Here is a 19,876-nt window from a genome sequence, read left to right on the forward strand (position 1 = left end):
CGGCTTGGTACCGCTGCTCGACCACGCTCAACTCCGCCAGCACTCGGCGAAGTGTCACACAGGTCCTGAGCACGATCTGTCACGCAGATCATGAGACCCGACACGACCGTGATCGGAGCGGTCTACAACATGTTCCTGCGCCCGCAGGAACGAGGACCGCTGTGGACGGTGGCCGACGTGCTGGTCGCGTTGGTCGCGACCGCTCCTCTCCTGTACGGTGCGGTGCGTCTGTCACGCTCCGCGGAGGAACGGTGAGCCATCCACGGCACGCGCTCGACGAGATCATCCACGCCCCGGTGCGGCTGTCCATCATGGCCATGCTCGCGGCGGCGGAAACGGTCGAGTTCGGCTTCCTGCGCGACACGATCGAGGTCAGCGACTCGCTGCTGTCCAAGCACATCTCCACGCTGGAGAAGGCGGGCTACGTGCGGGCGACGAAGGGCTTCGTCGGCAAACGCCCCCGGACCTGGCTGGCGCTGACCGACGAGGGCCGCAGCGCCTTCCAGGACTACACGTCCGTACTCCGGCGGATCACGGAGGGAACCCACGGCGACTGAGCCGGCGTCCGGGAACACCGCCCCGGCCGGGTCTCGGGTGACCCGGGCCGGGGCGGCCCGTGCTTTCTCCTCCGGCGCGGCGGTGCTCAGCCCAGCTTCGTGGCGCCGGGCATGATGTCGTCGCGGAAGCGGCCCGCCGGGTCCACCCGGTGGCGGACGAGGTCGGCGGCGGCGATCCGGCCGTCGGTGAGGTGCCGCTGTGGCTGCGCGTGCGACTCCACGAACGTCGGCGTCGTCCACCCGGTGTCCCAGGGGGCGAGCGACTCCCGGACGGTCGCGATGTGCCGGGTGATGGCCTCGGCGGTGCCGGTGAGGTCCGGAACCCCGCCCCCCGAGTAGGCGTAGGGGGCGTCGAGGTGGTCGAGCGCGCCGCCCTGGGGGTGCGGCCTGGCGTACGCGCCGCCGAGCTGGCGCAGGCCGGCGGAGATCAGCGGCGAGCCGGAGCCCTCGCCGACCACCCGCAGCAGCGCGTCGATCCCCTCGTCGCCCAGGTCGCCCAGCAGCATGTGGTCGCCGATGACGGCGACCGGGTCGGAGGGGTCCATGTGCGTGTCGAGCAGGTCCACCGGCTCGGTGAGCTGCCAGGTGTCGAGCACCGGCTCGGCGACGGCGCGCAGCGGGCCGAGCAGCTCCTCGGCGTACCGCCGCGCGGCGGCCACGTCGTCACCGGTCTCGGCGAGCACCGCGCCGTCCACGCACAGGATGGGACCCGCCGACAGCATGGGCGGCACGTCGGGGATCTTCGGCAGGTTCAGCACCCGTACGGAGGTCGTCGCCTCGGGGGGCGCGTCCAGGGTCCAGCGCCGCCAGGTCCGCAGCAGTTCGCGGGCGTGGGCCGCGGGCCAGCAGGTCGTTCCCGTGACCACCTGGACGGCGGGGAACAGCTTCACCTCGATCGCGGTGACGACGCCGAAGCCGCCGCCTCCGCCGCGCAGGGCCCAGAACAGGTCCGGGTCGGACCCCAGGCTCACCCGGCGCAGCTCGCCGTCGGCGGTGACCAGCTCGACGGCGCGGACGCTGTTGGCGGCCAGGCCGACCTTGCGGCCGTAGAAGCTCAGGCCGCCGCCCAGCAGGTAGCCGACGACGCCGACGGTCGGGGACGAGCCGTGCGCGACGGCCAGGCCGTACGGCGCCGCGGCCTTGGCGACGACGCCCCAGCGCGTTCCGGCGGGGATGCGGGCGACCCGGCGGATCGGGTCCACCTCCACCCCGCCGTCCATCTCGGTGCGGATCAGCAGGGCGTCGCGCATGGGCCGGGCGGCGGGGGCGGAGTGGCCGGTGGTGTGCACCCGCAGCGACAGCCCCTCGGCGTCGGCGAGGCGGATGGCCGCGCGGACGTCCTCGACGGTCCGCGCGACGACCGCCGCCGCCGGGCGGGGCGGGGCGGCCAGGTTGAACACGGCGGTCGCGGCGTCGTAGCCGGGCTCGCCGGGGCGGGCGACGGCGGTGACGGCGTCTCCGGCGGCGTGGCCGTCGGCCTCGGAGACGGCGACGGCGTCCCCGGTGGCCTCGGCGGCGGCGTGGCCGTCGGTCTCAGCGGCGGTGGCGGTGAGGTCGGCGGCGGTGGTGACGTCGGCGGGGCCGGTGGTGACGTCGGCGCTCACGTGCGGCTCTCCTTCCCGGCTCAGGCGGCGCGCTCGGCGGTGATGAAGACGAACGTCCCGCTGCCCGACTCCTCGCGGATGACCATCCCCGCCTCGGCCAGCCAGGTCCGCAGCTGCTCGGCCTCGAACAGCAGCATGCCCGCGGGGCGGCCGGGGAAGGAGTGGGCGGCCTGGAAGTGCCGGTAGACGGGGTCGGTGTCCCACACGAACGTCATCAGCGTGAAGGTGCCGCCGGGGCGCAGGCAGCGGCCCACCTCGGCGATGGCCGTACCGGCGTCGTCGGGGAACGCCTGCAGGGCGTTCCAGCAGACCACCGCGCCCAGGCTCGCGTCCTCGAACGGCAGCTCCAGCGCGCTGGCCCGTACGGCCGGCACCTCGGGCAGCTTGCCGCGCAGCGTGTTCAGCATCGGCAGGCCCATGTCGAGGGCGACCAGCCGCTCGGCGCCGACCGCCTGGGCGATGACGCCGGTCCAGCGGCCCGCGCCGGCCGCCAGGTCCAGCACCGGGCCGTCGACGGGGCGCACGTGCGCGGCGATGTAGGCGTCCTCGGCGGCGGGCGTCACGGCCGCGTCCCAGTTGGATCCGGCGACCCGCAGGAACTCCGGCCGCATGAGGGCCTCGTAGTAGAGGCCCATGGTCGGCATCTCGGCGAGCTTGCGCAGTAGGTTGGCCGACGCCTCGTCGCCGGTGCCGGCGGCGGCGTCGCTGATGCCCTCGGTCAGGTCGAGGATGCCGCGGGTGACGGGGTAGGTCACCGCGCAGCGTTCGCAGCGGACGCTGCCGGCGCCGAAGTCCAGGCCGTCGTGGCAGGCGGGGCAGCGGAACGCGGCGGCGTGCGGGCGGAGCAGCTCCGGCCCGGCCTCGGCGGCGGGCGGCACGGTGGCGCCGGTGTCGGCGGGGTGCGGCACGCGGGGGATCGCCGCGGGCACGCCGTCGCGCACCGTCCAGTACGCCTTGGCGCCCATGTAGGCCCAGACGTTGCGGGTGTCGTTGCGCCAGTTCACCGTGATCTGCTCGGGGCTCAGGGAGGCGATCCACGCCCTGTCGAAGGCCCGCTCCTCGTCGGTGAGCCGCCACACCGACGGCGCCGGCCACACCCGGCCCAGGTCGGGGTCGGCCGGGTCCAGCTCGCGCAGGCACCGGTCCAGCCGCGACAGGTCGTCCACCGGCAGCTCCAGCCGGGAGACCTGGGCGAGGATCCGGTCGCGGTCCTCGGGGAAGTGCGCGAGGAGGTAGATCAGCCCCTGGGCCAGCGGCTCGTCGGGCTCGCAGCGGTCCAGCAGGTCCAGGTAGCGGTCCATGCCCTGCCGTACGGCGGCGCGCACCGGGCTGTCCGGGACGTACGCCTCGGCCTCGGTGAGCAGCCCGAGCAGGACGGCCAGCAGGCCGGCCCGGTCGTCGCCGGCCCGGTCCAGGCCGTCCACGATCTCGGAGGCGGCGGGCAGCGCGAGGCCGGTCAGCGTGCCGCCGTCCCACACCGCCTCGACCAGCCGCCGGTACGCCTCCCGCACCCCGGCGTCCGGCGCGGCGGCGAACTCCTCCACCAGGGCACCGGCGGTCGCACGGGTGCCGGTCGCGTACGTGCTGTCAACGCTCATTGCGGTCCTTTCGCGAGGTCCATCCCGCGGGTCCGGCGCGGGACGCCGCCGCGGGCGCGGAGGTCCGTACCGCGGGTCCGGCGTGGAACGCCGCCGCGGGCGCGGTGGCGGACGACGCCCTTCAGCATCACACCGGCCTCCGGAGCCGGGCATCTCCCGGCGTGCGGCGCCGCGTTCGGGCCATGCGGGCCGGGCGATCGCGCGGCGCCGCCCAGCCGCGCGTTGAGCCGGGCGATCGCGCGGCGCCGCCCAGCCGCCCAGCCGCTCAGCCGCGCAACCGTGCGTTGAGCCGGGCGGCCTGTCGCGTGAGGTGGTCGCGTTCGGGGAGGCTGGGCGCCGACCGGGCGGCTTCGGCGTAGAGCCGTGCCGCGGTCGCCAGGTCGCCGTCCCGCTCGCGCAGGTACGCCGTGACGGCGGTGTGGCGGGGCAGGGCGGGGTCGAGCCCCGCCAGGGCGGCCAGTCCGGCCCGCGGGCCGTCGGCCTCGCCGACCGCGACGGCCCGGTTGAGACGGGCCACCGGGCTGCCGGTGAGGCGCACCAGCTCGTCGTACCACTCGACGATCTGCACCCAGTCGGTCTCCTCCGCCGTCGGGGCGTCGGCGTGGAGCGCGGCGACGGCGGCCTGGGCCTGGAACTCGCCCAGGCGGTCGCGGCCGAGGGCCGCCTGGAGCACCTCGACGCCCTCGGCGATCAGCCGGGTGTCCCACAGGCCGCGATCCTGCTCGGCGAGGGGCACGAGCCTGCCGTCGGGGCCGGTCCGCGCCGGACGCCGCGCGTGGTGGAGCAGCATGAGCGCGAGCAGGCCCGCGACCTCCTCATGGTCGATCCTGGCCGCCAGCCGGCGGGTGAGCCGGATCGCCTCGGCGGCGAGGTCGACGTCGCCGGAGTAGCCCTCGTTGAAGACCAGGTAGAGCACGCGCAGCACCGTGGCGACGTCACCGGGCCGGTCGAGCCGGACGCCGGAGACGGTCCGCTTGGCCCTGCTGATCCGCTGGGCCATGGTCGCCTCCGGCACGAGGTATGCCTGCGCGATCTGGCGCGTGGTCAGGCCGCCGACCGCGCGCAGTGTGAGCGCGACGGCCGAGGCCGGTGTCAGGGACGGGTGCGCGCACAGGAAGTACAGCTGGAGCGTGTCGTCCACCGCCCCGGCCGGGCCGGGCGCGGGCTCGTCCTCGACGCGCGCCTCGCGGTGCCGCCGGGAGACGTCGGCGCGGGCGGCGTCGAGGAACTTGCGCCAGGCCACGGTGACCAGCCAGCCCTTGGGGTCCCGCGGCGGGTCCTCCGGCCACACCCGCACGGCCTCGACCAGGGCGTCCTGCACGGCGTCCTCAGCCGCCGCGAAGTCCGCTCCGCGACGGACGAGGACACCGATCACCGCGGGCACCAGCTCCCGCAGCAGCGACTCGTTCACTCGGTCACCGTGGGCGGTTCGGCCATGAAGGGGCGCACCTCAAGCCACTCGTGGATCGGCTTCCCGCCCGCGCCCGGAGCCGCGGACAGCTCGCCGGCCAGCTCCAGCGCCCGCTCGTAGGACTCGACGTCGATCACCATCCAGCCGGCGATCAGGTCCTTGGTCTCCGCGAACGGGCCGTCGGTGACCGGCGGCCGCCCCTCGCCGTCGTAGCGGACGAACGTGCCCTCCGGGGAGAGCGCCTGGCCGTCGACGAACTCGCCGGTGCCCTCAAGCCGCACGGCGAAGTCCTGCATGTACCGCAGGTGGGCGGAGACCTCCTCCGGCGTCCACTGGTCCATCGGCACGTCGTTGACCGCCGCCGGCGCGCCCCGGTAGTGCTTGAGAAGCAGGTACTTGGCCATCGTGTTCTCCTCGGTACGGTACGGCCCCATTGTGGCCGTGCTCACTCCGGGGACGGAGCCGCGCGCGGGTTCTCGACATCCCGCCGGCATTTTTCTCCGATGGATTTCGGCGCACCGGGTTCCGGGACCCGCTTCCGGCCGTCACCACCCCGGGGCGTCCACCCCGCCGGACGGGAACCCGCCCGCACGCGGACGGCTCGCCGCGGAGCCCCCTTCCTGGGGTTCTCCGGCTCCGTCCCGGGCCGGCGCGTGCCTCGCGGCCGTCCCGGAGACGGCGGTGTCTTCTCCGCAACCACGGAGATGCGGGCGTTCCTGCGGCGGCAAATCATGGACGCTGGGCGGGCCCTTTCCCGGTCCGTTTCCGCGACCTTCCTGTGCGCATCCCCGTTCGCCGGTGCGCGGACCGGCCGCCGGCCGGTCGCGAGCCGACCGCGCCCACGGCCACGCGCCGTGAAAGCCCCGAAAGCAGAAAGAGGTCACATGAAACGCAGGATTCCCATCGAGGTGTGGGTGCCGGACCTGACCTTTCCCGGCTGGATGGACCGCTGGTACAAGCAGGGCGAGGACTTCGAGCGGGCCCACCCCGAGTACGAGGTGCGGGTGCACGGCAAGGACTTCTGGCGCTTCCCCCGCCAGGTCGCGGAGGCGGCGGCCGAGGGCCGCACCCCGGCGATCTCGGAGTACTACTTCTACATGACCCAGGTGGCCCGCGACTCCCTGGCGCAGGACGGCAGCCCGCTGTTCACCTCGGTGCAGAAGGCCATCGGCGGCCGTACGGAGATCCTCGGCGAGCCTGTCGTGATCGACGACATCATCCCGCCGATCCGCGACTACTACACCTACCAGGGCGACCTCGACTCGATGCCGACGGTGGCCACCACGAGCCTGCTGTACGCCAACAAGGGTCTGCTGCGCCGGGCCGGGGTGACGAAGCTGCCGGAGACCTGGGAGGAGGTCGAGGAGGTCTGCCGGGCGGTCGCCGCGACGGCGGGCGGCCCCTCGCACGCCATCACCTGGTCCAACCACGGCACGTTCATCCAGCAGGCGGTGGCGTCGCAGGGCGGCCTGCTCGTCGACAACCACAACGGCCGCGCCGGCCGGGCCACGACCTCCACCATGGCCTCGCCGGAGATGGTGGCCTGGGCGACGTGGTGGAAGAAGCTGCACCGCGACGGCCACTACCTCTACACCGGCAAGATCCCCGACTGGGCCGGGACGCTGCGGGCCTTCGCCGAGCAGGACGTGGCGATCCGGATCTCCTCCTCCAACGACGTGAACTACATGCACCGGGCGGCGGAGGACAACGACTTCGAGATGGAGGTCGGGATCTTCCCCTACAACGACCGGGTGCCCTACGTCGGCAACGCGATCGCCGGCACGTCCCTGTGGCTGGCCAACGGCCTGGACGAGGCGACCCAGGAGGGGGCGCTGGCGTTCCTGCAGTACCTGCACAACCCGGAGTACGCCGCCGAGCGGCACCGGGCCAACAGCTTCCTGCCGCTGACCTACTCCTCGGCCGCGCTGCTGGAGGAGGAGGGCTGGTTCGACCGGCACCCCCGCCACCGGGTGGCCTACGACCACGTCATGCGGTTCCCGGCCGGCGCCGTACGGCAGCGGCCGGAGCTGGCCGGGCGGGTGCCCGCGTCGGAGGGCGCGATCTTCGGTGACTTCGCCGGCAACCAGGACGTCATGACCCGCGCCATGGGCGACATCCTGGCCCGCGACGCCGACCCGCAGGAGCGCTTCGCCTTCGCCGACGTCGAGGCGCAGCGGCTGCTGGACGTCTACAACGAGTACGCGCTGACCTCCGGGTTCCGCGACCCGGAGAACAGCCCCACCCACAGCCTCAGCGTGGAGGCGTTCAGCGAGGCCGCGGCCGGCCGCGACTACTCGGCGGCCGACATGGAGGCGGTCGTGCGGCTCAACGGCTGACGCTCCGCCGGCCGGCGTCCCGTCGGCCGGGGGACGGAGGACCTGAGGGGTCCCGGGCGCGGACGGCGCCCGGGACCCTTCCCGTGTGCCCCGGACCCTTCCCCTGTGCCCGGGACCCTTCCCGTGTGCCCGGGATCCCTCGCGCGTACCCGGCTCCCCGCGCGGCCACGGCATCGGGAGGCGGCGCGCGCCCGACTCCGCGCACGCGAAAAGGGCCGGGGCGGACCGTGCCCGCCCCGGCCCTCGCGCGGGTCGTCAGCGCCGCCGGTGCTCGGCGGTGAGCTTCTCCAGGTCCGCGACGATCTCGCCCGGTCCGGGCTTGGCCAGCCACTCGCCGTGGACGGCGTCGGCGCCGGCGCGGTAGGCCGGGTCCTCCAGCACCGCGACGATCTGCTCCCTGACCTCCTCGACGGTCTGCGTCTGGTGGTTCAGCCGCAGGCCCGCCCGGCGGGCCTCGACGTAGCGGGCCGCCACCTTGGAGAGGATGTGCCGCTCGGCCATCTTGCTGTTCTCACCGTCGGCGACGACGACCCGCTGCGGCTCGTCGGTGTCGGTGATGATCTGCGGCAGGCCGGCGGCCACCGAGGCCCAGAACGTGCCGCTGGAGCCGTGGTTGATGCTCGCCGAGCAGGTGGGCAGGAGCTGGACGAGCGGGACGTAGTCGACGGTGCGCACGTTGTCGGGGATGGCGCCGATGCCTTCGAGCTGGTCGGCGTTGAGGGTGGCGACCACCTCGACGTCCAGGTCCGCGACCGCCTCCAGGATCTTCGGGGTGCGCCACTCCCCCTTGTGGTACGCGCGGGTCGACAGGCCGACCGACAGCGCCAGGCGGGGCCGCTCGGGCCTGCCGTACAGCCACGCCGGCTTGACGCCGCCGCCGTTGTAGGGGCTCCAGCGGACCGGCAGCGAGGCGATGCCGGTGGACAGCCGCATCTCCGCGGGCATGGGGTCGACGGTCCACTGGCCGACCAGCAGCTCATCGTCCACCTCGACGCCGTAGTGGGCGGCGAGCGGGCGCACCGCCTCGGCCAGCGGGTTCACCGCCTGCCCGGCGCCGGTACGGCCGGCGTGCGCGGCGAACCTCTCGACGGCCCAGCCGCTGTAGTCGGGGCCCATCAGCACCCGGGCGTGCGCGGCGCCGCTGGCGCGGGCCGCCACGGCCCCGGCGGGGAACCAGGGGTCCCACAGGACGAGGTCGGGCTTCCAGGAGCGGGCGAACTCGACCAGTGCCTCGTTCTGCCTGCTGGGCCGCGAGGGCAGGTGGAAGCGGACGGCCATCATGTAGTACTGGAAGAAGACGTCCCAGTTGTCGCGCTCGGCGTCGGGGATCTCCAGGAGCGCGGCCAGGCGCTCCATCTCGTCGGCCTTGGGGTGGATGTCGTCCCGGAGCCAGCCGTCGGTCTCGGGCTCGCCGCAGACGACCGCGGTCAGGCCGGCGGCGACGATGTCGTCGGCGGCGCCCGGGGGGCAGGCGACGCAGATCTCGTGCCCGGCGAGCTGCAGCGCCTGGGCGTAGGGGATGGCGGGGTAGAGGTGGCACGTCTGCGGCCAGACGCTGAGCATTACGCGCATTGGCTGTCTCCCTTGGAACATCGCTTACCTGGTGGCCTTGGGCGTCCGGACCCCGTGGGGGCCGCGGAGGCCGCCGGGCACGGCGCGGCCGGTCATCGGCGCGGGCCGCCGGGCCCGGTCCGGCCGGTCATCCGCGTGCCCGCACGAACTCCTTGATGGAGGAGACGACGTAGTCGATCATCTCGTCGGTGAGGCCGGGGTAGACGCCGATGTGGAACGTCTGGGTGGTGATGACGTCGGTGTTGGTGAGCTCCCCGACGATCCGGTACTCCCGGTCGGTGTAGGCCGGGTGCCGGATGATGTTGCCCGCGAACAGCCGGCGGGTGCCGATCCGGCGGTCCTCCAGGAAGTCCACCAGCTCCTTGGCGCCGAACGGCGCCTGCGGGTCCACGGTGAGGACGAAGCCGTACCAGCTCGGGTCGCTGCGCGGGGTCGCCTCGGGGAGCACCAGGTGCGGGACGCCGTCGAGTCCCTCGCGCAGCCGGCGCCAGTTGCGCCGCCGCGCGGCGCAGAAATCGTCGATCTTGTCGAGCTGGCTCAGGCCGAGCGCGGCCTGCAGCTCGGTGATCTTCAGGTTGTAGCCGACGTGCGAGTAGATGTACTTGTGGTCGTAGCCCTCCGGCAGCGTGCCCATCTGGTAGCTGAAGCGCTTGAGGCAGGTGTTGCTCTCACCGGGCTCGCACCAGCAGTCGCGCCCCCAGTCGCGCAGCGACTCCACGATGCGGGCGAAGGCCAGGTTGGAGGTGACGACGCAGCCGCCCTCCCCCATCGTCATGTGGTGCGCCGGGTAGAAGCTGATGGAGGCCATGTCGCCGAAGGTGCCGGTCGGCTCGCCGTCGTACTTCGACCCCAGGGCGTCGCAGTTGTCCTCGATCAGGAAGAGGTCGTGTTCCGCGGCGAGCTGCGCCATCTCCGCCACCGGGAACGGGTTGCCGACGGTGTGCGCGATCATGATCGCCCGCGTCTTCGGCCCGATCGCCCGCTCTACGGCCTCCACCGTGGGGTTGTACGTGCCGAGCTCCACGTCCACGAAGACCGGGACCAGGCCGTTCTGCAGGATCGGGTTCACCGTGGTGGGGAAGGCCGCCGCGACCGTGATCACCTCGTCGCCCGGCCGCAGGCGCATGTCCCCCAGCTTCTGGGAGGTCAGGGCGGAGACGATGAGGAGGTTGGCCGAGGAGCCGGAGTTGGTCAGCAGGGCCTTGCGCCGCTTGATCTTCCGGGCGAAGACCGACTCGAACCTCCGCGCCCGGCTCCCGGCCGCCACGCGCAGGTCCAGGGCCGCCTCGACCAGTGCCACCCGGTCCTCGACGTCGTGCACCGCGCCGGTCGGCCAGATCTCGGTGACCCCGGGCACGAACTCCCCGCTGGTCTGGACGTCCTGGTGATACTTGCGGACCTCGTCCAGGATCAGAGCCTTGTGATCGTTCATGTACGGTCCTTGTCTCGATCGGCGGGTGCCGGGGCCTTCCGGCGTGGCGGCCGCGGCGCGTGGGAACGGCGCCGCCGGCGCCCCGGCCGCCGTGACCGGCGCCTCGCGGGGCCGCGGGTGCCGGGCGCGGAGGGGTGCCTTTCCGGCCGCACCGCCCCAGCATTCGCCACGGCGGCCGGGCCGCGCATCTTGTGGATTGCCGGGTTTCCGGGCGGCCCGCACCCCATCCCATCTCGCAATCCAGGAGATGCGGCGCGGGACGGCCAAGAATGACGATGCGCTAGAAGACGCATGCCAGGGCGATCGACGGACGGAAACGAAAATGGACGCGCCCTGACCACGGAAATCAATTCTCATTATTTCTTCCGATAGGAGCGTCGATGCGTTTCCTACCCGACCGGCAAGACCCGAAAGTCGCGATCGTGGGGCTCGGCTATGTCGGCTCGTGCATCGCGGCGCTCCTGGCCGACCGCGGCTGGGACGTCACGGGCGTGGACATCAACGCCGACCTGGTCGACGAGCTGGCCGGCGGCCACTGCCGCTACCAGGAGAAGGGCCTGGCCGAGCTGATCGCGGGCGCCGTGGCCGGCGGGCGGCTGACGGCCACCACCGACTACTCCGCCGTCCGCGCGGCGGACGTCGTGCTCATCGCGGTCAGCACCCCGGTCCATCCCGACGGCTCGCTGTTCGACGACCACCTGCGCGCGGCCTGCGCCCGGCTGGGCTCCCACCTGCGGGAGGGGCAGCTGGTGGTGGTCAAGAGCACCGTCCCGCCGGGCACCACCAGGGAGCTGGTGCGGCCGCTGCTGGAGCGGAGCGGGCTGCGCGCCGGCGAGCACTTCGGGCTCGCCTTCTCCCCCGAGCGCTTCGCCGAGGGCACCGCGCTGCGCGAGCTGCGCGCGCTCCCCATCACCGTGGGCGGGGTGAACGAGGACAGCACGCTGGCCGCGTCGGCGTTCTGGCGGGGCGGCCTGGGCGTGGACGTCATCCCGGTCGCCTCCCCGGAGACCGCCGAGATCGTGAAGCTCGCGGACAACTGGTGGATCGACCTGAACATCGCGCTCGCCAACGAGCTCGCCAAGTTCTGCGCGCCGTTCGACGTGGACGTGCTGGACGTGATCGCGGCGGCCAACACGGTCCCCAAGGGCACGGGCAACGTCAACATCCTGCTGCCCAGCATCGGGGTCGGCGGCTCCTGCCTGGTGAAGGATCCGTGGATGGTCTGGCACACCGCCCGCACGCGCGGGGTGGAGATCCGTACCGCGCCGCTCGGCCGCGAGGTCAACACCGCGATGCCGGAGTACACGACGCAGCTCGTCGTCGACGAGCTGCTGCGGCTCGGCAAGGATCCCGCGGACTGCACGGTCGCCATCCTGGGGCTGGCGTTCAAGAACGACACCGGTGACCTGCGGGCGACGCCGGTGGAGGGCGTCGTCACGGCCCTGCGCAAGGCCGGCGTCCAGGTGCGCGCCTTCGACCCGCTGGTCGACCCGGTGCAGGCCGAGGAGCAGCTGGAGCTGCGGCCGTCCGGGACCCTGGAGGAGGCGGTGCGCGGCGCCGACTGCGTCGCGGTCCTGGCCATGCACCGGGCGTTCCGCGACATCGACTTCGCCGCGCTGCCCGTGGCGTCCTCGTGCCTGCTCCTGGACGGCCGCGCCTACTACCCCAAGGAGAAGATCGCCGAGCTTCGGCGGCTGGGATACGTCTACCGCGGGATCGGGCGGTGAGCCCGGTACGCGCCGTCGTCACCGGCGGCTCGGGGTTCGTGGGAAGCCACCTGGTGGAGCGGCTCATCGGCCGGGGCGACGAGGTGACGGTCTTCGACAGCGGGCCGCTCCCGGACGACCAGCGGCTCGCCCGCGAGCACGCCCGGCAGGTCCGGGGGGACGTCCGCGACCCCGGCGGCCTCGCCGAGGCGATCACCAGGGGCGTGGACGTGGTCTACCACCTCGCGGCCGTGGTGGGGGTGGACCAGTACCTCGCCCGCCCGCTCGACGTCATCGACATCAACTTCCAGGGCACCAGGAACGTCCTGGAGCGGGCCGCCGCCGTCGGGGCCCGGGTCGTGGTGGCGAGCACCAGCGAGGTGTTCGGCAAGAACCCCGACGTGCCGTGGTCGGAGGAGGCCGACCGGGTGCTCGGCCCGACCTCCGCCGACCGCTGGACCTACTCCTCGGCCAAGGCGCTGGCCGAGCACCTGACCCTCGCGTTCGGCCGCCAGCACGGGCTGGAGGCGACGATCGTGCGGTACTTCAACGCCTACGGGCCCCGGCAGCGGCCGGCGTTCGTGGTGAGCCGGAACATCCACCGCGCGCTCAACGGGCGCCCGGTCGTGGTGTACGACCGGGGCAAGCAGACCCGCTGCTTCACGTTCGTCGGGGACGCCGTCGAGGGGACCCTGCTGGCCGCCTCCCACCCGGCCGCGGCCGGGGAGACGTTCAACCTGGGCAGCATGGAGGAGACCACCGTCGGCGACGCGGCCGGGCTGGTCGCCGCGCTCACCGGCGCCGGCACGACGAGCGTCGCGGTGGACACCCGGGCTGAGCTGGGGTCCGGCTACGAGGACGTGCCCCGGCGCATCCCGGACAGCGGCAAGGCGCGCCGGATCCTGGGCTGGGAGGCCGGGACGCCCCTGCGCGAGGGTCTGGCCAGGACCATCGCCTGGGCCCGCGCCAACCCCTGGTGGCTTGCCCTGCCCGACAGCGGGGCCACCGGCGGGGACGGCCGGTAGGGCCAAGGCGGGACCACCGTCCGCGTCCTCCGGCGGACGGGACCGCCGTCCGCGTCCTCCGGCGGGCGGCACATGGGAGATCCGGCCGGCGCGGCACGCGCCGGCCGGATCTTTCGCGTTCCCGGAGCCTCGGCGGGGGTACGGAATCTCCGACCTCCGCGGCCCGGGAGAAGGCCGGTACGGGACCTCCGCCGCCCGGAAGAAGGCCGGCACGGGTCCGGCCGGGCCCCCGGACAGGGGGCCCGGCCGGTGGCCGCGCGGGGTTCTCGTCAGAAGGCGCTCAGCGGGCGCCCGCCCCGGCGGGCACCTGGGCGGTCAGCCGCACCGGCAGGGCGCGGTGGCCGTTCATGATGAACGTCGGCAGCGGCTGCAGGTCCCGGCGGTCCGCGGCCAGGCTCAGCCCGGGGAACCGCTCGAACAGCGAGGACAGGCCGATGGTCGCGACGGCGCGGGCGATGCCGGCGCCGAGGCAGAAGTGCGGGCCGTGGCCGAACGACAGGTGCTCCTTGTCCTGCCGGGTGATGTCGAAGCGGCCGGCCTCGTCGCCGTGCAGGGCGGGGTCGCGCCCCACCGCGCTGTAGTTGACGAGGATCGGCTGGCCCTTGGGGATGGTGACGCCGTCGAGCTCGATGTCGGTGACCGCGTAGCGCAGCGGCAGGTGCGCCAGCGGCGACTCCACCCGCAGGGTCTCGTCGATCACGTCGTCCCAGCTCGCCCGGCCCGACCTGACCAGCTCCAGCTGGTCGGGGTGGGTGAGCAGGGCGGTGATGGCGTTGTCGAAGAAGTTGATCGTGGTCTCGGAGCCCGCGCCGAGGATCGCGAAGATCGTGTCGGTCAGCTCGACCTCCGACAGGCGGGAACCGTCCTCGTCGCGGGCGGCGACCAGGTCGCTGGTGATGTCCTCGCCCGGGTTGCGGCGCTTCTCGGCGATGAGCTCCTCCATCGCGCCGCGCCAGCCCATCAGGATGGCCTGGGCCTGCTCGGGGGTGACGGTGGTGTCCACCATCATGTCGATGACCTTCGCGGTCTCGACCCGGGCCTCCTCGGACATGCCGATCAGGTCGGCCACCAGGCGGGCCGGCAGCGGGTAGGCGAAGCGCTGGCGCAGGTCCACGACCTCGCCGGGCGGGACGGCGGCCAGGGCGTCGATGAGCTCGCCGGTCAGCTCGGCGATGCGCGGCTTGATCGCCTCGGTACGGCGTGGCGTGAACGCCTTGCCGACCAGCCTGCGCAGCCGGACGTGGTCCTTGCCGTAGGCCGTCACCATGTTGTCCATGGCGATCCAGCTGATCATCTCCCAGTCGGGCGGGATCTCGCCGTTGATGAACGCGGGCCAGTGGTTGCGGGCGCTCTTGGTGACGTTGGGGTCGGTCAGCAGCCTCCTGATGACGTCGTGGCGGTTGACCGACCACGCGATGACGCCTCCGGGGAGCTCAACGGGTACGGCGGGGCCGAGCGCGCGCAGGCGGTCCGTCTCCCCGTGGAGGTCTCGGCCGGTGGTGTCGAGGACAGGGCAGCGTCTTTCCACGGATGTCTCCCGGGTTTCGTGGTGGAGCTGGTCGTGGTGTCGGAACACCATGAGAAGATATGCGGGGAATACGACGCCGCCGGCGGATGGTAATTCCGCCCCGGCATGGCGCCACATTCCAAGGCTATTTCCATCCGGGCCGCCCGGAAAGTGTCCGGGAATGCGATGCGGGAAGTCAGCAATTCCGAATACGAAATGACCGGGAGCCCCGCGGGCCGGGTCCCGCGGGATCCTCGGGAACCCCTGAGCCCGGTACGGCCGCTCCGGGGGACCGCATGAGAAAGCCGCCACGCCGGGGGTGCGGCGTGGCGGCTTCCGGCCGTGGCGGCTCCACGGCCCTCACGCGCCGGCGGCGGCCACGGGACGCGTGGCCGCCGGGCGGTTCCGGCCTTCGGCCGGAGGCGTTCTCCGGACGCGGCCGGAGGTGTTCCCCGGCCTCGGCCGGGGGCGGTTCCGGCGTCAGCCGGAGGCGTTCGCGGGCTCGGCGGCGGCGCCCGCGGGCGCGGAGTGCTCGCCGGACCGCCCGTCCTGGGCGGTCGCGGCGGCGTCTCCCGCCTGCTCCGGCCCGCCCTCGGCGCCCCCGGCGGCCTCCGCCTGTCCGGTGGGCGGCACGTGCCCGAGCGCGATCGCCGCCACGACGGCCAGCGCCAGGGCCAGCGCGGCGCTGGCGCCGGTGGCGGAGTTCATCGCGGTGGTGAACGCCTCTCGGGCGGCGGTGAGCAGCTCGGCCCCGAGGGTGCCGCCCACCTGCTCGGCCGCGCCGACGGCGCCGGCGATGCCCTCCCGGGCGGCGGCGGCCGCCGCGGCCGGGACCTGGTCGGGAACGGTGATCTGGCTGCCGTACACGGCGGCGCCGACGCTGCCCAGCACGGCGACGCCGAACGCGATCCCGAACTCGCCGCCGGTCTCGGAGATCGCCGAGGCCGCGCCGGTCTTCTCCGGCGGGACGGACGTGAAGATCAGTCCGGTGCCGAGCGCTCCCATGGGGCCGGCGCCGACGGCGCCGACGATGAGGCCGGTCAGGACGAAGGCCATCCCGGTGGAGCCGTCCACCTGGCTCAGCATCAGATAGCCCACCGCGGTGATGGTCAGGCCGGCGGCGATGACGTGGCCGGGGCGGAACCGCCGCGCGACGACCGGGGCCAGCATGACGCTGGCGATGGTCGCGCCCGTCGACGGCACCAGCCAGAGCCCCGCCTCCAGCGGCGACATGCCCTTCACGGTCTGGAGGAACATGCTGACGAGGAAGAAGCTGCCGCTGGCGGCCCCGCCCAGCACCATGACCACCAGGGCGGCCCGGAACGTGCGGTGCGCGAACAGGCGCAGGTCCAGGAGCGGCGTCTCCAGGGTCCGCTGCCTGCGCACGAAGAAGACGCCGACGACGATCCCCACCGCGATGGCCAGGAGGTACTGCGGCTCCCAGCCGTGCTTGGCGAGCTCCTTGAGGCCGTACACGAACGGCAGGATGGTGGCCAGGGAGAGCGCCACGCTGGCCAGGTCGAGACGCCCGCCCGCGGGGTCGCGGTACTCGGGGAGCAGCAGCGGCCCGGCGATGAGCAGCAGCGCCATGACGGGGATGGCCAGCAGGAACACCGAGCCCCACCAGAACCGCTGCAGCATCAGTCCGCCGACCAGCGGCCCGAGCGCCATGCCGCCCATGAAGCAGCTCATCCAGACGGCGATGGCGGTGCCCATCTGCCGGGGGTCGGGGAACATGTTGCCGAGCAGCGCCATGGTGGAGGGCATCAGCGTGGCCCCGGCGACGCCGAGCAGCGCGCGGGAGACGATCAGCATCTCGGCGCTGGTGGAGTAGGCGGCCGCCACCGAGGCGACGGTGAAGCAGGCCGCGCCGATCAGCATCAGCTTCCGCCTGCCGACGAGGTCGCCCAGGCCGCCCATGGTGACCAGGAACCCGGCGATGAGGAAGCCGTAGATGTCGGTGATCCACAGCTGCTGGGTGGCGGTGGCGTCCAGTTCGGCGCTCAGGTGCGGCAGGGCCAGGTACAGGACGCTCATGTCGAGCGACAGCAGCAGGGTGGGCAGGGCCAGCACGGCCAGTCCGGCCCACTGGCGCGGGCCGGCGCGCACGGCTCCGGCCTCGGGGGTGGTGTCCATCGGAGATCCCTCCTTCGGCATTGCCCCCGGCCGGCGGATCCGACGGCGCGGCCGGAGGGTCGTTGTCAGGTCGGCGTTCCGGTGCGCACGCCCCCGCGGTGCTCCCGCGGTGGCATGCGCACCGGCCAGTCTCCCGGCGGCGCCCCCCTCTGCGCTTCCGCCAGACTGCGCTCTTTTCCGATCTCCGCCGTGGCAGCCCCCGCCGTACGGCGAACCCGGCTAGTCGATCGAGCTCGCGGAGCTCGCGGAGCTCGCGGAGCTCGCGGAGCCGGCCGGCACCGGCGCCGGCGCGGGCGCGGGCGCGGGCGGGGCCTCCCGGACCTCACCGCGGGGGGCGCGGGTCCTGCGGGAGCCGCTCCACCAGCGCATCGCGGGCCTCTCCACCAGCGTGTGCAGCGCCCACCCGGCGACGATGTTGGCGGCGACCATCCCGAGGATGAGCGCGGTGCCGCCCACGACGCCGTAGCCGGCCTGCCCGAAGAGCTTGGGGAGCAGGTAGAACAGGATGAAGGACTGGGTCAGGTAGAAGGCGAAGGAGATGTTGCCCAGCCAGACCATCGGCCTGCTGCCGAACACGGTTCGGGTGCCGCCGATGTTGGTCATGGCCAGGGAGCCGATCGCCACGGCGAACGGAACCGCCGAGACGAGCGTCTGGTTGAACGGGGCGGGGGCCACCAGCGCGGCGGCGTAGCCGACCATCATGAACAGCACGACGGGCACGACGCCGATCCGCGGCCACCGGCCGCTGATGACGAGGCGGGCGACGATCATGCCGAGGACGAACTCGACCAGGCGGGCCGGCGGGAACATGTAGCTGAACCAGAACTGCGGCAGCGACTGCGGCTCACCGGGGTAGGTCGGGGAGTCCGGGATGACGTAGACGGTGATGAGGCAGAGCGCGGCCATCGCGGCGACCGTGACGACCGCCCACAGCCACAGCCGGTTCTCGGCGATCTTCCTGATCGGGATGATCAGCAGGGGGAACAGCAGGTAGAAGAACATCTCCGGGCCCAGCGACCAGGCCGGCATGTTGGCCCCGCCCCACAGCGCCGGGTCGGGCGAGAAGGAGTTGACCAGGAAGAGGTTCGGCAGGCCCCAGTACGGCGTGTAGGCCCCCGCGAACAGGACCATGGCCAGCGCCCAGGTGACCGCGTGGTTGGGGAAGATCTTCACGACGCGGCGGCGCCAGTACGCCAGGACCCGGTCACCCGGGCGGGTGGACCAGGTGATGATGAACCCGCTCAGGAGGAAGAAGAACGACAGGGAGATCTGCCCGCCCGCGGAGAAGAACCACAGCAGGTTCATCGTGAGCCCCTGGTCGCCGTACGGCATCGGGGGGTTGTGGTTTCCGGAGGTCACCGGAAGCACGGCGTGGCAGAGGAAGACCAGCAGTGCGGCGATGATGCGCATCCCCGTCAGCGCTGGCAGATCGGGGCGGCGCTCGGCCGGAGCGCCGGCCTGGCCGGATGACGTTGCCACGGACACCATGGCTCTTCCTTTCTTCTGGGCCGCCCTGGCCGGCGAGTCTGCGGGGCTGCCCTGGCCGGCGAGGTGGGGAACCGGGGGCGGTCGCGGGATCGGGGCGACCGGACGGTCACCATGATTCGCGCTTCCCTTCCGGGGACGCATCTCCGCACGTGCTGACAAACGGGCGCCCCGATGTCACCGGGCGTCGCCGGACGTCCCCGACCGCCCCGGCGTCACGGGCGCCGCCGGATATCCCGACCGCCCCGGCGTCACCGGGCCTCGCCGGGCGACCGCGCACGACCTCACACGATGTGGACGTCGGGCACGTAGAGGATCCACCGGCCGCCGCGCTCGGCGAACTCCCGCTCCTTGGCCATGATCTCCTCGGCGTGGTTCCAGGCGAACAGCAGCGCGTAGTCGGGGTGGTCCGCCGAGAACGCCTCCGGGGCCCTGACCGGGATGTGCGTCCCGGCGACCAGGCGGCCCTGCTTCGACGGCGTGGAGTCGCACACGAAGGGGATGAGGTCCGGGCCGATGCCGCAGTAGTTCGTCACCGTGGTGATCTTCGCGGGCGCGCCGTAGCCGACGATCCGCTTGCCCTGGGCGTGCAGGTCCCGCACCAGCGCGGTGAGGTCGTCGCGGACGGTCCGCGCCCGGCGGGCGAACTCCTCCAGGGTCGCGTGCTCGCCGAGCCCCTGGGCGGCCTCCTTCTCCAGCAGCTCGCCCACCCGGGGTGAGACCGGCCGCGCCCCCGCCGGGGCCAGGGTGTAGCGCATCGAGCCGCCGTGGATCTCCATGGGCCGCGCGTCGACGAGTTCGAGGCCGAAGCGCTCGGCCGCGGCCTGGATCGCCCGGACGGAGAAGACGAACGAGTGCTCGTCGTAGAGGATGTCGAAGGCGGTCTTCTCGACGACGCTGCCGAGGTAGGGCTCCTCGAAGACGAACACCCCGGTGCGGGCCAGCAGCAGGGCGGCGCCGCGGAGCACCGAGGCCAGGTGTGAGATGTGCGCGATCACGTTGGCCCCGAACATGACGTCCGCGGGGCCGTGCTCGGCGCGGATCCGCTCCGCGGTTCCCTCGTCGAAGAACTCCGGGAGCACCCGGACGCCCTTGGCCCTCGACATCTCGGCCACCTGCCGGGACGGCTCGACGCCCAGGTGGCGCACGCCGGCCCGCGCGATCCTGGCGAGCATGACCCCGTCGTTGCTGCCGATCTCGACGGCGAACGGGTCGGGGCCGGTCAGCTCGGTGTCGAGGAATCCTTGGGCGATCTCCTCGAAATGCCGCCGGTGAATGGCCGACCCGGAGGCGTGGTAGGGGTATTCATCGTGATACCGGACTTCCTGCGGGATGTCCTCCAGCAGCTGGACCATCGTGCACACGTCGCACATTCCGACGACCAGCCGGTAGAAGAACTCGTCCGCCGTCTCCCCCGGTCGAGGGAAGGCGTTTCCACGGGGGTGGCGCCCGAGGTCGATCGACCCCTTGACGGTTCCGCCACAGATTCGACAGGGATTATGCATGA

Annotated in this window: 15 protein-coding genes; 5 read left to right on the forward strand and 10 right to left on the reverse strand. The window is 73.1% G+C overall.

Features of this window, described 5'->3' with window-relative positions; translation table 11 throughout:
* The first annotated feature begins 90 nt into the window (after window positions 1-90).
* Window positions 91-255 carry a hypothetical protein gene (locus IEZ10_RS21470; RefSeq protein WP_189248305.1) on the forward strand — a complete coding sequence of 55 codons (165 nt, stop codon included), beginning with the start codon at window positions 91-93 and terminating at the stop codon, window positions 253-255.
* The gene (locus IEZ10_RS21475) at window positions 252-557 is read left to right on the forward strand and encodes a winged helix-turn-helix domain-containing protein (RefSeq protein ID WP_189248306.1); all 306 of its coding nucleotides are present in this window, start codon (window positions 252-254) and stop codon (window positions 555-557) included. Before IEZ10_RS21470 ends, IEZ10_RS21475 begins: the two co-directional genes overlap by 4 nt.
* An 86-nt stretch (window positions 558-643) precedes the next feature.
* On the opposite strand, the gene IEZ10_RS21480 is transcribed toward IEZ10_RS21475, so the two are convergent.
* The 4 genes from IEZ10_RS21480 to IEZ10_RS21495 all read right to left on the reverse strand — a co-directional run bounded on the left by IEZ10_RS21480 (window position 644) and on the right by IEZ10_RS21495 (window position 5,574).
* Complete coding sequence (locus IEZ10_RS21480) at window positions 644-2,161, reverse strand: FAD-binding oxidoreductase (RefSeq protein WP_268246344.1); 1,518 nt, start codon at window positions 2,159-2,161, stop codon at window positions 644-646.
* Window positions 2,162-2,181: 20 nt separating this feature from the next.
* Window positions 2,182-3,759, reverse strand: a complete 1,578-nt coding sequence (locus IEZ10_RS21485; protein WP_189248307.1) for a class I SAM-dependent methyltransferase — start codon at window positions 3,757-3,759, stop codon at window positions 2,182-2,184.
* Window positions 3,760-4,024: 265 nt separating this feature from the next.
* On the reverse strand, window positions 4,025-5,170 hold the full coding sequence (locus IEZ10_RS21490) for an RNA polymerase sigma factor (RefSeq protein WP_189248308.1): 1,146 nt from the start codon (window positions 5,168-5,170) through the stop codon (window positions 4,025-4,027).
* Entirely contained in the window at window positions 5,167-5,574 is a 408-nt protein-coding gene (locus IEZ10_RS21495; RefSeq protein ID WP_189248506.1) for a YciI family protein, read from the reverse strand. Before IEZ10_RS21495 ends, IEZ10_RS21490 begins: the two co-directional genes overlap by 4 nt.
* 480 nt (window positions 5,575-6,054) lie before the next feature.
* Between IEZ10_RS21495 and IEZ10_RS21500 the strand changes: the two genes are divergently transcribed.
* On the forward strand, window positions 6,055-7,506 hold the full coding sequence (locus IEZ10_RS21500; protein WP_179818035.1) for an extracellular solute-binding protein: 1,452 nt from the start codon (window positions 6,055-6,057) through the stop codon (window positions 7,504-7,506).
* Between the two features lie 255 nt (window positions 7,507-7,761).
* On the opposite strand, the gene IEZ10_RS21505 is transcribed toward IEZ10_RS21500, so the two are convergent.
* Entirely contained in the window at window positions 7,762-9,078 is a 1,317-nt protein-coding gene (locus IEZ10_RS21505; RefSeq protein ID WP_189248309.1) for a nucleotide disphospho-sugar-binding domain-containing protein, read from the reverse strand.
* Window positions 9,079-9,205: 127 nt separating this feature from the next.
* On the reverse strand, window positions 9,206-10,510 hold the full coding sequence (gene rfbH, locus IEZ10_RS21510; RefSeq protein ID WP_189248310.1) for a lipopolysaccharide biosynthesis protein RfbH: 1,305 nt from the start codon (window positions 10,508-10,510) through the stop codon (window positions 9,206-9,208).
* A gap of 380 nt (window positions 10,511-10,890) precedes the next feature.
* Here rfbH and IEZ10_RS21515 point away from each other — a divergent pair, with 380 nt between their 5' ends.
* Together IEZ10_RS21515 and IEZ10_RS21520 are read left to right on the forward strand one after the other, a co-directional pair.
* Entirely contained in the window at window positions 10,891-12,237 is a 1,347-nt protein-coding gene (locus IEZ10_RS21515) for a nucleotide sugar dehydrogenase (RefSeq protein ID WP_189248311.1), read from the forward strand.
* Window positions 12,234-13,241: an NAD-dependent epimerase/dehydratase family protein gene (locus IEZ10_RS21520; protein WP_189248312.1), complete on the forward strand. Its 1,008-nt coding sequence runs from the start codon at window positions 12,234-12,236 to the stop codon at window positions 13,239-13,241. Before IEZ10_RS21515 ends, IEZ10_RS21520 begins: the two co-directional genes overlap by 4 nt.
* Window positions 13,242-13,521: 280 nt before the next feature.
* On the opposite strand, the gene IEZ10_RS21525 is transcribed toward IEZ10_RS21520, so the two are convergent.
* From IEZ10_RS21525 to IEZ10_RS21540, 4 genes are all read right to left on the reverse strand, one after another.
* Entirely contained in the window at window positions 13,522-14,769 is a 1,248-nt protein-coding gene (locus IEZ10_RS21525) for a cytochrome P450 family protein (protein WP_189248313.1), read from the reverse strand.
* A 459-nt stretch (window positions 14,770-15,228) separates the two neighbouring features.
* Window positions 15,229-16,884: an MFS transporter gene (locus IEZ10_RS21530; protein WP_189248314.1), complete on the reverse strand. Its 1,656-nt coding sequence runs from the start codon at window positions 16,882-16,884 to the stop codon at window positions 15,229-15,231.
* Between the two features lie 219 nt (window positions 16,885-17,103).
* The gene (locus tag IEZ10_RS21535; RefSeq protein WP_189248315.1) at window positions 17,104-18,372 is read right to left on the reverse strand and encodes an acyltransferase family protein; all 1,269 of its coding nucleotides are present in this window, start codon (window positions 18,370-18,372) and stop codon (window positions 17,104-17,106) included.
* A gap of 281 nt (window positions 18,373-18,653) precedes the next feature.
* Entirely contained in the window at window positions 18,654-19,874 is a 1,221-nt protein-coding gene (locus IEZ10_RS21540) for a class I SAM-dependent methyltransferase (protein ID WP_179818043.1), read from the reverse strand.
* Window positions 19,875-19,876 lie beyond the last annotated feature (2 nt).

This window comes from Streptosporangium pseudovulgare (assembly GCF_014648055.1).
GTDB classification, from domain to species: Bacteria; Actinomycetota; Actinomycetes; order Streptosporangiales; family Streptosporangiaceae; genus Streptosporangium; species Streptosporangium pseudovulgare.

Bases quoted from the DNA above. Each gene is read 5' to 3' on its own strand.
- IEZ10_RS21470 (WP_189248305.1), top strand. From the start codon at position 91: ATGAGACCCGACACGACCGTGATCGGAGCGGTCTACAACATGTTCCTG.
- IEZ10_RS21485 (WP_189248307.1), bottom strand. From the start codon at position 3,759: ATGAGCGTTGACAGCACGTACGCGACCGGCACCCGTGCGACCGCCGGT.
- IEZ10_RS21495 (WP_189248506.1), bottom strand. From the start codon at position 5,574: ATGGCCAAGTACCTGCTTCTCAAGCACTACCGGGGCGCGCCGGCGGCG.
- IEZ10_RS21500 (WP_179818035.1), top strand. From the start codon at position 6,055: ATGAAACGCAGGATTCCCATCGAGGTGTGGGTGCCGGACCTGACCTTT.
- IEZ10_RS21505 (WP_189248309.1), bottom strand. From the start codon at position 9,078: ATGCGCGTAATGCTCAGCGTCTGGCCGCAGACGTGCCACCTCTACCCC.
- rfbH (WP_189248310.1), bottom strand. From the start codon at position 10,510: ATGAACGATCACAAGGCTCTGATCCTGGACGAGGTCCGCAAGTATCAC.
- IEZ10_RS21515 (WP_189248311.1), top strand. From the start codon at position 10,891: ATGCGTTTCCTACCCGACCGGCAAGACCCGAAAGTCGCGATCGTGGGG.
- IEZ10_RS21530 (WP_189248314.1), bottom strand. From the start codon at position 16,884: ATGGACACCACCCCCGAGGCCGGAGCCGTGCGCGCCGGCCCGCGCCAG.
- IEZ10_RS21535 (WP_189248315.1), bottom strand. From the start codon at position 18,372: ATGGTGTCCGTGGCAACGTCATCCGGCCAGGCCGGCGCTCCGGCCGAG.
- IEZ10_RS21540 (WP_179818043.1), bottom strand. From the start codon at position 19,874: ATGCATAATCCCTGTCGAATCTGTGGCGGAACCGTCAAGGGGTCGATC.